Annotated in this window: 13 protein-coding genes and 1 pseudogene; 6 read left to right on the top strand and 8 right to left on the bottom strand. The window is 61.5% G+C overall.

Features of this window, described 5'->3' with window-relative positions; translation table 11 throughout:
• The first annotated feature begins 173 nt into the window (after positions 1 to 173).
• The 4 genes and pseudogenes from ABE464_RS03120 to ABE464_RS03105 form a co-directional block, all read left to right on the top strand.
• Entirely contained in the window at positions 174 to 944 is a 771-nt protein-coding gene (locus ABE464_RS03120) for a virulence factor TspB C-terminal domain-related protein (RefSeq protein WP_346470675.1), read from the top strand.
• A gap of 2 nt (positions 945 to 946) precedes the next feature.
• The gene (locus tag ABE464_RS03115; protein WP_346470674.1) at positions 947 to 1,258 is read left to right on the top strand and encodes a DUF2523 family protein; all 312 of its coding nucleotides are present in this window, start codon (positions 947 to 949) and stop codon (positions 1,256 to 1,258) included.
• Position 1,259: 1 nt separating this feature from the next.
• Positions 1,260 to 2,459 (top strand): zonular occludens toxin domain-containing protein, encoded by a 1,200-nt coding sequence (locus tag ABE464_RS03110; RefSeq protein WP_346470673.1) that lies wholly within the window; start codon positions 1,260 to 1,262, stop codon positions 2,457 to 2,459.
• A pseudogene (locus ABE464_RS03105) lies at positions 2,459 to 3,067 on the top strand (TraX family protein); the annotation flags it as partial. The gene ABE464_RS03110 and the pseudogene ABE464_RS03105, both read left to right, overlap by 1 nt.
• A 152-nt stretch (positions 3,068 to 3,219) precedes the next feature.
• Here the strand turns inward: ABE464_RS03105 and ABE464_RS03100 are convergent.
• Positions 3,220 to 3,606 carry a hypothetical protein gene (locus ABE464_RS03100; protein WP_346470672.1) on the bottom strand — a complete coding sequence of 129 codons (387 nt, stop codon included), beginning with the start codon at positions 3,604 to 3,606 and terminating at the stop codon, positions 3,220 to 3,222.
• A gap of 70 nt (positions 3,607 to 3,676) precedes the next feature.
• Entirely contained in the window at positions 3,677 to 4,045 is a 369-nt protein-coding gene (locus ABE464_RS03095) for a DUF3653 domain-containing protein (RefSeq protein WP_346470671.1), read from the bottom strand.
• A gap of 212 nt (positions 4,046 to 4,257) precedes the next feature.
• Here ABE464_RS03095 and ABE464_RS03090 point away from each other — a divergent pair, with 212 nt between their 5' ends.
• Both ABE464_RS03090 and ABE464_RS03085 read left to right on the top strand, forming a co-directional pair.
• A complete protein-coding gene (locus ABE464_RS03090) occupies positions 4,258 to 4,521 on the top strand; it encodes a DUF3653 domain-containing protein (RefSeq protein ID WP_123729278.1) in 264 nt (87 codons plus the stop codon).
• A gap of 63 nt (positions 4,522 to 4,584) precedes the next feature.
• Positions 4,585 to 4,836 (top strand): hypothetical protein, encoded by a 252-nt coding sequence (locus tag ABE464_RS03085; protein WP_346470670.1) that lies wholly within the window; start codon positions 4,585 to 4,587, stop codon positions 4,834 to 4,836.
• Here the strand turns inward: ABE464_RS03085 and ABE464_RS03080 are convergent.
• The 6 genes from ABE464_RS03080 to ABE464_RS03055 all read right to left on the bottom strand — a co-directional run bounded on the left by ABE464_RS03080 (position 4,826) and on the right by ABE464_RS03055 (position 8,975).
• Positions 4,826 to 5,887, bottom strand: a complete 1,062-nt coding sequence (locus ABE464_RS03080; RefSeq protein WP_346470669.1) for a zonular occludens toxin domain-containing protein — start codon at positions 5,885 to 5,887, stop codon at positions 4,826 to 4,828. The genes ABE464_RS03085 and ABE464_RS03080 overlap by 11 nt on opposite strands.
• The gene (locus tag ABE464_RS03075; RefSeq protein ID WP_346470668.1) at positions 5,884 to 6,156 is read right to left on the bottom strand and encodes a DUF2523 family protein; all 273 of its coding nucleotides are present in this window, start codon (positions 6,154 to 6,156) and stop codon (positions 5,884 to 5,886) included. The genes ABE464_RS03080 and ABE464_RS03075 overlap by 4 nt, the downstream gene beginning before the upstream one ends.
• The gene (locus ABE464_RS03070; protein ID WP_346470667.1) at positions 6,153 to 7,331 is read right to left on the bottom strand and encodes a virulence factor TspB C-terminal domain-related protein; all 1,179 of its coding nucleotides are present in this window, start codon (positions 7,329 to 7,331) and stop codon (positions 6,153 to 6,155) included. Before ABE464_RS03070 ends, ABE464_RS03075 begins: the two co-directional genes overlap by 4 nt.
• Before the next feature lie 70 nt (positions 7,332 to 7,401).
• Positions 7,402 to 7,539 (bottom strand): major capsid protein, encoded by a 138-nt coding sequence (locus ABE464_RS03065; protein ID WP_346470666.1) that lies wholly within the window; start codon positions 7,537 to 7,539, stop codon positions 7,402 to 7,404.
• A 216-nt stretch (positions 7,540 to 7,755) separates the two neighbouring features.
• Positions 7,756 to 8,046 (bottom strand): single-stranded DNA-binding protein, encoded by a 291-nt coding sequence (locus tag ABE464_RS03060; RefSeq protein WP_346470665.1) that lies wholly within the window; start codon positions 8,044 to 8,046, stop codon positions 7,756 to 7,758.
• Positions 8,043 to 8,975, bottom strand: coding sequence for a replication initiation protein (locus ABE464_RS03055; RefSeq protein WP_346470700.1), 933 nt, complete (start codon positions 8,973 to 8,975; stop codon positions 8,043 to 8,045). Before ABE464_RS03055 ends, ABE464_RS03060 begins: the two co-directional genes overlap by 4 nt.
• Positions 8,976 to 9,582 lie beyond the last annotated feature (607 nt).

Here is a 9,582-nt window from a genome sequence, read left to right as displayed (position 1 = left end):
TCCTTCACGACTACCTCTATTGACTCCGTATGCCTAGTCATATGCACAGTCCTCTTCCTATCTACAAAGATAAGCGATAGAACGGGGCCGGGGAATCAGGGGGCTATCTCAAGTGCGGTGGTCGCCCACAGAATTCCCTCGGCCAGTGCGCTGACGAACCTTGCCCGGCTGGCATGACCCAGCAGCAAGACGGCACCTGCAAGAACAAAGACAATGAGTGCCCCGCAGGTCAGATCAAGAGTCCTTCCGGTAGCTGTCTTCCGGGTGATGGACAGTGCGCCCAGGGCGAAGTGCGCGGCAAGGATGGCACCTGCAAGAAGGACAGCGACGGCGACGGCCAGCCCGATGAGGGCGAAGAGGGCGGGGAGGGCACGGACGGTAAGAAGAAGGACGAGTTCTCCGGCGGCGATGACTGCAAGACCCCGCCGACGTGCAGCGGCTCTCCCATCATGTGCGGACAAGCCCGTATCCAGTGGCGCATTGACTGCAACACCCGTAGGAATCGCAACATCGCAGGCGGCGCGTGCACAACGCCTCCGGTATGCACGGGCGAGAAATGTGACGCGCTTGAGTACAGCGGCCTGCTTATGCAGTGGCGCACGGCCTGCGCATTGGAGAAGCTCAATACCGGCACCGGCGGCAACGCTGACACCGCAGCGATCCGCAACGCACTCACCGGCACCGGCGGCAATCCCGACTACGGCACCACCAGCCCCGGCACCGGCGCATGGCAGGGCGGCGGTAATACGACTCCTGGCACTCCCAACACCGCCGGTTACGGCTGGGGCGGTAGCTGTCCTCAGCCTCCTTCATTTGAGGTCATGGGCCAGACTTTCCAGTTTGACGTTACGCCTCTCTGCACGTGGTTGGGCCTCGGGTCGTACTTCGTATTGGGCCTTGCCGCGCTTGCTTCTCTCCGGATCGTCGCCAGTAAGGACGCCTGACCATGCCTCTGTTTATCAGTGCACTTCTATCGGCTCTCGCAGCGCTCTTCCGCTCGCGCTTGGGTACATGGGCTGTCGAGGTTCTTGCGTGGCTGGGCCTTGCGTGGGCAACGCATCAGTTCGCTGTAGAGCCGTGGCTCAACAACATGAAAAACGCGATCCAAGGCGGCACGCCCGGTGGCGAGTGGGGTGCCATCCTGATTGCTTATGCGGGCCTCATGAAGTTCGATCAGGCGTGCACGATGATCGCCTCGGCGGTCGCAACGAAATTCGCCGTCAACGCCGCTCGCGCGGTGCTGGTCAAGAGAACCTGACATGCCTATCGAGCTCTATACCGGCCAGCCCGGCAACGGCAAGACCGCGCTCATGATGGAGCGCCTGATCGAAGAGGCTAAGCGTGGTGAGCGCGCGATCTACGCGTGCGGCATCGACGGCCTGCAGGATGGCCTCGCGTCGGTTCTGGACGACCCGCGCCGCTGGAACGAAAAGGACGCGGAGGGTACGCACTTGGTGCCTAACGGCGCAATCATCTTCGTTGATGAAGCATGGAAGTGGTTCGGCCACCTGCACGATGCCACGCGACAGCAGACGCCGAAGCACGTCCTCGATCTTGCAGAGCACCGGCATCGCGGCCTGGACTTCGTGTGGACCATTCAGCAGCCCAACCAGCTGTATCCGTTCGTGCGTGGCTTGATCGGCGCTCACTCGCATGTCGTGCGCCGGTTCGGCACCAAGATGATCGATGTCTTCCGCTGGGGCGAATTGAACGAGGAAATCAAGTCCTCGGCGAAGCGTGATATCGCTCAGCGCACCACACGTCTATTGCCCTCGCACGTCTACGGTCAATACAAGTCCGCAGAGATCCACACGATCAAACCGCGCATCCCATGGAAAGTGATGGCGCTACCGGTGCTGGCTGTCGTCGGCATAGTCCTCGCCTACCTCGCCTACGACGCGTTGAAGCCCGACACGATGGCAGCGAACGCGACAGGGGAAGGGACGCAATCGGCGCAAGCCGATGCGGCCCCTACGGCCGCTACGCAGCCCGGTGAGGCCGCACACGATCCGAAATGGCGCACAGCCGCTGAGTACGCGAAGGATCATTTGCCCCGCATCGCCACAATGCCCTGGACTGCACCGGTGTTCGATGACCGCAGCGTCACTGCGGATCCGCTGCTCGTGTGCATGTCATCGATGGCGGGCAGCGACGGCAACGGCAACTATCAGGAAGCCAGCTGCACGTGCGTGACGGAACAGGGCACCGCCTACGATATAACGCAGCCGGAATGCCGCACGCTCGCGCGCTACGGCCCGGTCTATAACCCGTACCGCGAGCGTCACGAGGATCGGCAGCAGCAGCCTCAGCAGCAGTTTGCGGGCCAGCAGCCGGGGCAGGGTGCTACCGGCTTGAATGGATCGATTGCAACCAAGCAGACCCGCGCACTCGGCACGTTCCCCGAGTCGCAGCCGTATCAGACGAAGACCACGGTTCCATCCACCACGAGGGACATGTGATGACCAGTGGTGGTCGCGAGCTGCTGAAGTGGATTGCGGTCCTGCTGATGACCGGCGATCACGTAGCCAAGGTGTTCTACGGCGGCTACCTGCCTGTCATCAGCGAACTCGGTCGGATCGCGTTCCCGGTGTTCGCGCTGGTCATGGCCTACAACTTGGCCGAACCGAACGCCGACATAGCCAAGTCGATCCGCCGCCTCGCTCTGTGGGCGGCGATTGCGCAACCGGCGCACGCCCTGGCATTCGGGTACTGGCTCCCGCTCAACGTGCTTGCGTCTTTCGCCCTCGCCGCATCGGTGGTGTGGGCTATCAGGGCAGGGCGCTGGTGGCTCGTGGCGTCCCTCGCAGGGCCTCTGCCGTTGTTCGTGGACTACCAGTGGTGGGGCATTGCAGTGGTAGTCGCTGGATACGCGTCGTGCAGATTGAAGGGCTTTCCGGCTGGAGTGTGCGTGCAGCTGCTCGCCATATGCTTGCTGTGCCTCAACAGCGACAACGTGTGGGCGCTGCTGGCGCTGCCTGTCATGGGCTTGGGGTACGCACCGGTAAGCGTGCCGCGCACCCGCTGGGCGTTCTACGGCTACTATGTGGGGCATCTTGCGCTGCTGGCCGCCTTGGGACCTTTCATGAGCATCGACAATCTGATGACCGCGGCTGGCTGGGTTCTCGTGGCGCTGCTGCTGGTCGGCATCGTCAAGACCGTCCGGACGCTGTTCTGGGCCAAGCACAGCCTTCGCGACTACGACCGCCGCCGCTCGCAACGCTAGCAGGACTGGTCGGGTAGGTTCTCCCAGCCTCCTGGTAGCCGGCGGAACAGCATGCCGTTTATGCAGCGCAGCTCGGGCGTTTCAAGTCGCCTGCGTTGCTCAGCCGATTTAGCCTTGGTCTCAGCAGCAGCCCGCTTTAACCGGATTTCAGCAAGCATCGCCTCGCGCTCGGCATCAGCGAACACTTGCGTTGGGGGTGCTGGATCAGCAGTCGCTGCATCGGTGGCTCTGAAACGCTCATTCCATGCCGCATGGGTCTTTGTGAGCATGTGCACGCCACCGACCAGCAGGGCCAGCAAGGCAATCGCCAGAACGGCAAGCCACGGGAATTCCCACCGGCGTCGTTCGATGGGCGGCAAGTACCCCGGTCGTTCTCGTTCCATGATTCCCCCAGATGGCGTCCTGCGCGCATTCTAGCTGGGGTGTAGGGGCCATGCCCCTACGGAAGACGCCTCATCCGCGCTTGGGGCGTCGTGGCCCACGTGACATATGGACCACGTTGGAGGGTTCGGCGCCGGTACCGGGATCACCCATGCCCAACCGCCGTTCTCTGCGAATTCTGACGTGCTCGCGCAGGTATACGACGCTGGAATCCATTGTGGGGCAGCGCTTTCCAGATGCTACCGATCGCGTCTGCCGCGGCCGGGCTTCCTCCATCATCAGCCGCCATTCCCGGGCGATGTTGCAGGTCAGGGACCACCAGGTCATGTCACAGGGTTCAAGGCTGTGGCCCTCGGGGGTGAACATGTGGCCTCCCTGAAAGCCGAAACCGGCCCAAGGGCCGGTCATGTCGATACGGTCGTGCGGGTCCATCGTGGTCATGCTGCGATCTCGTCCTTGTTGGGTTCCCGAGAAGGGAGGCAAGACTTGATCCACAGCCAGACCCACGAAAGACGGCCCATCATCCATTTCGCATAATGTATATTATGTAAAGCTGCGGCCAGCCTGATGGGCTACTACGGCGGCCTGCTGAAGCTGCTGCTGGCATCGCTCTTGCCTCTCCGTGGTCCCAAGGACAAAGCGAGCATTGATGCATGTGCCAGTACCTGACCGGCCCCTTCGCGGGCTGGAGCGTCAGAGGCAATTACCTAGTCAGCCCTGACGGCGACCGCATGACGCCCGAACGGATTGCCGGACTGGCATGGCGCGATCAGATGGAACTCAGAGTGGCCGGGTTCGCCTCCCGGCGCAAGGCCGAGGCCGGACAGCGAAAAGCCGGTCAGCGCCAGATGGTCAAGGTCGTCGTTGTAGACCTGGGCGACTTCCGGGACCGGCACTTCGGACGGTCTGCGGGCTGAGAGCGTCTCCGTAGGGGCCATGCCCCTACACCCCCTACAATCCGGGGACCACAAGGAGACGATATGACCACGTACGCAGACGCCCAAATCACAGCCGACTATATCGACGGACTGAGCGATGCGATCGCCCTGATGACGTTCATTGCGACGGATGCCGCACAGGTGGACGCGGCAGTACGCGCCCTGACAGACCTCGCCGCTGATCCAAAGAGAAATCCGAAGCGGCGCGAGCTTCTTCGGCTGCTGGCGATGAAGCTACACGACCATCGGACGCGCGACGCCGATTGGAAGGCATCCATCGGCGCTACAGAGTAGTTGTCGGGCCGGTTACCGTTTCAGACGTGTAGCCCGCCGAGCGCGGGAACACATCAGCGCGCTTGCCGGACTCAAAACCAACGACAGTCCCGGCATCCACAGGTGTTGCCTGCCCTTGCCTTCCCGCATCGTCCTGGCGCGCGGACTGTGTATAGGGGTGATAGACGTTGATCGGCAAGGGACGCTCAATGACCGACTTGCACTCAGCCTGCGTCTGATCGATCTGGTAGCCGTCACGGTTGAAGCACCGGCAACCACGCTCACTGGAAACACAACCGGCCAACTGAGGAACGCTGGGCGCGGTCAGTGAGTAGTACTCGCCAGTGGGAGGCGCTTTGTCAGAGGCCTGAACCTCCTGCGGCTGATCGGTGACTGAAAGACGCTCCGGCGCAGTCTCCGCTACGCTGCGCTGCGCCGGAGCGTCTTTTGCGGCAGACGGCACGAGGAACAGATACAGGCCCCACAAAACCAGCGCGATCATCGGTGCAACGATCAGCCCATTTCGTATCTTGGCGGGCAACTTGAACTTGTGGGCATCGGTATGCAGCGATGACGACTTGTACACCCCATAGAGGTCTTTGGGGTAGCTCCAGATCGACTCATCCGCGCCCTTTCGTGCGAGCTGGCTGTATGGATTGAGAACGCCACGGGTAAAGGCGCATAGGCTGGCAGATTGCAGGCCGAAAGCACGGTTAAGGTGCCAGTGCGTGCCGACCAATCGGAATAGCTCGTTGTCGATCTTGTCGGGCCACTGCGTGATGAACATCAGATCAAAGCCGCGATGCCGGTGTTCGTCCATGTCCTGGACAACCTGCAATGGCGACCGCCCCTTGCCTTTGTACGAAGGAAAGCGCTTGTGCGCTTCGTCGTAGACAACGAGAGCGCCATCGGGCAGCGTTCGCCAGTCGTCAGGTGCAGGCTCAACACCGGGCAACGTCAGACCCTTGATATCGCTGTAGACGGCACGACCCTTCCCCACCTCTTTCTTGATGAAGTCAACGGCGTAGAGCGTTTTGCCGTTGCCCGGCATGCCTGTAATCAAATAGATCATTTCGTGGCCTTCCCGATACCCACACCAGCGGCGGAAATCGCCATGCGAGCCATGATTGCGGAGCCGATGACACTGAGACCCTCCCCTGCCCCGGACAACAGCGCGAGGCTTGCCAGATCGGCAGGCATTCCTTGCAGCTTGGAGGCGACAAGATTCAGCGCGCCAAGGACCACCGGCATGATTGCGGCCATGCTGATGACGGACAGGCCCGCGCCACCCAGCATGCGAGCGATGGCGTCACCGAAGAGAGATTGCAACAGTGCTTTCATGACTTAGCTCCGTTTCGCAGCCCAGCCAGAATGAAGACGGCAACCAGCGAGCAGACGGTAATCAAGAAGGGTTTGAGAGTGCTAGCGAAATCACAGGCAGGCTGCCAATCGAACTGAGCCTGACCCTGTGCACCGACGACAGTGATAGAGAACGTCTGTGGAGCCGGGCACGTGCCGCCACCGATCCCGCTGTTCCAGCCTTGCGGATCGATCTGCAACTCCGTCTCAGGCAATTCCTTATGTGGCTCGCCGTCGCTCTTGACCCAGTCAATGAACTCGCAAACCACAGATGCCCAATTGCAGAAGCCGGGCCACGTGGACTCCATGCGTTCAGGCTTTGTGGGATCGTCAGTCGGCTGCACGTCAGGCGCAGGCTCCAACCCGTTGGCCTGTTCAAGCGACTTACGTAGTTCATTCATGGCGTTGACCAACTCGGCGGTTCTGATCGGCGCACCGCTCTCCGGGTCAATTAGGATGGCGTTGACGACCTGGGGAGAGCGCTTCAGCAGCTCGCCCAACTGCTGGTCCGGAACCGGCTCATCGAACTGCGAGCCACTTCCGTGATTGAAGGTGTTGGCGGTGACAGTCCGCTGAGCAAGGAACATACGATCATTACCATTGCGACACGAAACGGAAATTCCGCCCACATCGAACTTTGCACTGTCGCATCCGGTGTACTGCACAGATGCAATGCTGATTGCACCAGACAAACTCGTAGTACAACGCAGTGATCCGCCGCCGGGAGCGGCACAGTACATCTTTGAGCCGGGTGGAGAGTAGGTGCCTTTGGCAGGATTGTAGACCTGCTTTTGAAGCTCATCGATGGCCCAGCCCGCACCATCAATAAGACCTTTCGCGAGGCTGTACCAGCCGTACGCAGCACCACCGCGCTTGATCGCAGACTTGGCGAGATTGCCGAGTGTGCCTGACGGCAAATGCACGGGAACGTTGAACTGCTTGACGCCGTTCTTTGTGCCTGTGTAGGTGCCTTCCAGCAACGCGCTTGTGCGGACGCCGGTAGGCGTAGTCGCGGCGTAGCGAATAGAGGACGCGGTAACGCGGACACTGCCGTTAGATTGCCCTGTTGCAGAGAACACGGTCAGCACCAGGGCGATGCCGACCGCAAAGCCGATCAGTCGCCGAAGAGAATGTTTAGACCCATCAGTCCGACGCATAGAACTATCCAACCTTCCATATGACCTCCAAAGAAAAGGGGGCCGAAGCCCCCTCCCGATCAAGCAGGGATCAGCCGCGGATTGCGGACTGGATCCAGCTCCACGCCTTGATCGCGGCGTTCGGCAGCATCTTTGCCGCACCGACCAGACCGACAGCAGCCACGATCCCGCCGAACGCGGTCACAACACCAGAGACGTCGATATCCATTGCAATTCCTTTTCATCGTTGAGTGAGTTGGCCGAGCTTCTTCCAGCCCCAGCAGACGGCGAGAACAACGAACGCCATCCCTAGAATCTGTCCCGCCTGCTCGACCGATAGCGGGGGCAAAAGAGATGGCGCAGGGAGCCACGCTTGCGTGATGCATTCCTTGCTAACTGCATCGAACTCGACGCAGTAGAGGACGTGTGCTTGCTGCGCCATGGATCAGGCCTTGACCGGTGCAGCGCCCGGCGCGGGCGACGGAGTGAGGAGACGGATACGGCGACCGAACTCCAGACCGCCGAACTTGCTGTTTTCCAGCGACGTGGGACACAGGTCATATACGCCCGCCTTGTACGGCTGCTGGTCTTCATCCAGCGTCATCTTGAAAGGCAGCGGGTGGTCACCCGGGCGCAGTACTGCGGCCTTCTGCTCACGGAACACGGTGGCCGCTTTGCCCTCGCGGGCGGGGAACGAACGGACGGCGATGTTTTCGCTGATGACTTCGACTTTCATAGTGGGATTACCTTCCAAGCGATGGTCCGGCCGAATGCAAAGGTCACTCGCCATGGGGACGGCCAGAACTCCCCTGTGAGCTTGTCGAAATAGCCGCCCTGGCACTTACGGATGTCGGCTTCAGTGCCGAGCGCTTCACGTGCCGATACGGGGGCTTTCCACCACCGCAGTTCGCGGCGGGATTCTGTGTCGAGGCCACCGCAACCATGCGTGCGAAATCCCTTGGGGAACGCAGCAGCAATGACGCTGGTGAACTTCGATGCGTACTTGGCGAGATACCCCACCGCGTTGCGCGCTTTCTCAATCTGGCTGCTGCCGTGCGGCCACCAACCGCGGTGATCGACCTTGCCGAAATAGATGCCCTTGGGCACCCAAATTAGGAGGTGGTAGTGGGGTCGGCCACGCTGGGTAAGCTCACCGACCCATAGGTAACGGAACACCTCACCCGCGAACCGTCTGGCCCGAGCGACAATTCCATTGAAGTGCCCCCGCATGCGTTTAAGTAGCTCGCTAACGTCACGAGGGCCGCTACGGCTTCCGTCTCGGTAGGTGAGCGTGAGCATGTACCACGCCCCACGGCGCGATCCCTTCTTGGCTTCTTGGTCATGGAGTCGTGCACTCGTGATTACGGACTTGCGCAGCCGTTGCGCCCGCGCCAGCAGCGGGTCGATTTCGATGGACAGACGGCCGTGCTTCGGCCCGTTGTCACTTGTTTTGTAATGGACAAGCCCAAGGGCCAGCGCTTCGCGCTGGCCCTCCGGGGTCAACGCGACCGGAGCCGCCGCGAGGTACGATTTGAGAGAAGCACCCGATGCGCGTTTATTGCGTTGCATGGCCTCTGAGGCCATCTCGGTGCGGCGTGCTGAGGCATGCATCACGCCGATGGCGTCATCAAACGCGGCAAGCTCTGCGCGCGGCGCAGGCGTCATGCCGTCGAGCTTGATTCGGGCGTTCTTGCCGGTACAGGCGGCACACAGCCCACCGGGGAAGAAATACACAGTCACATCGCCGCAGAAGGCGCAGGTAGTACGCGGAGCGCGGGAGCCGTCAGCCACGCCGCACCTCGGATGAATGACGAAGCTGGCTGGGTGTAGGAAGGAATTCGGCGCGTGCCTGAGCGACACGAGAAGCGTCACGTATTGCCCTGGCGCCCTGCTCTTCTCGGCGGTCGATCAGCCATACAGCGAGGCGCGCAATTCCGACCACAACGCTAAGCGCTGCGACGGCCGCTACGGCGAACATGTATCCGTGCATCCCCTGCCCCTGCCCCTAGCCCCTAGATTCCCGCCAGCGGCCTAGGGGGACCGGCTGGCGGGTGTCCACCGCCGGTGGACAGGGCGCAACGTACACTGGGGGTGGACAGAGTGTCAACACAGGGTGGACAGATGAACTTCGATCAGATTCTCGCCAGAGCTATTGAGGCCAGTGGAGCGGCCTCAGATAGCGACCTCTCGCGGAAGCTGGGCGTCTCGCGGCAGGCTGTGAGCAACTGGCGGGGAGGCAAGAAATTCCCCGACACCGTGACGTGCGCGACCA

Origin of the sequence: Stenotrophomonas sp. TWI587, from assembly GCF_039674145.1 — a bacterium.
Lineage (GTDB): Bacteria > Pseudomonadota > Gammaproteobacteria > Xanthomonadales > Xanthomonadaceae > Stenotrophomonas > Stenotrophomonas maltophilia_AY.
This window is presented reverse-complemented; position numbering and strand designations above follow the sequence as displayed.

Coding starts and splice junctions, on each gene's coding strand:
- ABE464_RS03120 (WP_346470675.1), top strand. CDS start 174: ATGACCCAGCAGCAAGACGGCACCTGCAAGAACAAAGACAATGAGTGC.
- ABE464_RS03115 (WP_346470674.1), top strand. CDS start 947: ATGCCTCTGTTTATCAGTGCACTTCTATCGGCTCTCGCAGCGCTCTTC.
- ABE464_RS03110 (WP_346470673.1), top strand. CDS start 1,260: ATGCCTATCGAGCTCTATACCGGCCAGCCCGGCAACGGCAAGACCGCG.
- ABE464_RS03100 (WP_346470672.1), bottom strand. CDS start 3,606: ATGGAACGAGAACGACCGGGGTACTTGCCGCCCATCGAACGACGCCGG.
- ABE464_RS03095 (WP_346470671.1), bottom strand. CDS start 4,045: ATGACCACGATGGACCCGCACGACCGTATCGACATGACCGGCCCTTGG.
- ABE464_RS03090 (WP_123729278.1), top strand. CDS start 4,258: ATGTGCCAGTACCTGACCGGCCCCTTCGCGGGCTGGAGCGTCAGAGGC.
- ABE464_RS03085 (WP_346470670.1), top strand. CDS start 4,585: ATGACCACGTACGCAGACGCCCAAATCACAGCCGACTATATCGACGGA.
- ABE464_RS03080 (WP_346470669.1), bottom strand. CDS start 5,887: ATGATCTATTTGATTACAGGCATGCCGGGCAACGGCAAAACGCTCTAC.
- ABE464_RS03075 (WP_346470668.1), bottom strand. CDS start 6,156: ATGAAAGCACTGTTGCAATCTCTCTTCGGTGACGCCATCGCTCGCATG.
- ABE464_RS03070 (WP_346470667.1), bottom strand. CDS start 7,331: ATGCGTCGGACTGATGGGTCTAAACATTCTCTTCGGCGACTGATCGGC.
- ABE464_RS03065 (WP_346470666.1), bottom strand. CDS start 7,539: ATGGATATCGACGTCTCTGGTGTTGTGACCGCGTTCGGCGGGATCGTG.
- ABE464_RS03060 (WP_346470665.1), bottom strand. CDS start 8,046: ATGAAAGTCGAAGTCATCAGCGAAAACATCGCCGTCCGTTCGTTCCCC.
- ABE464_RS03055 (WP_346470700.1), bottom strand. CDS start 8,975: ATGACGCCTGCGCCGCGCGCAGAGCTTGCCGCGTTTGATGACGCCATC.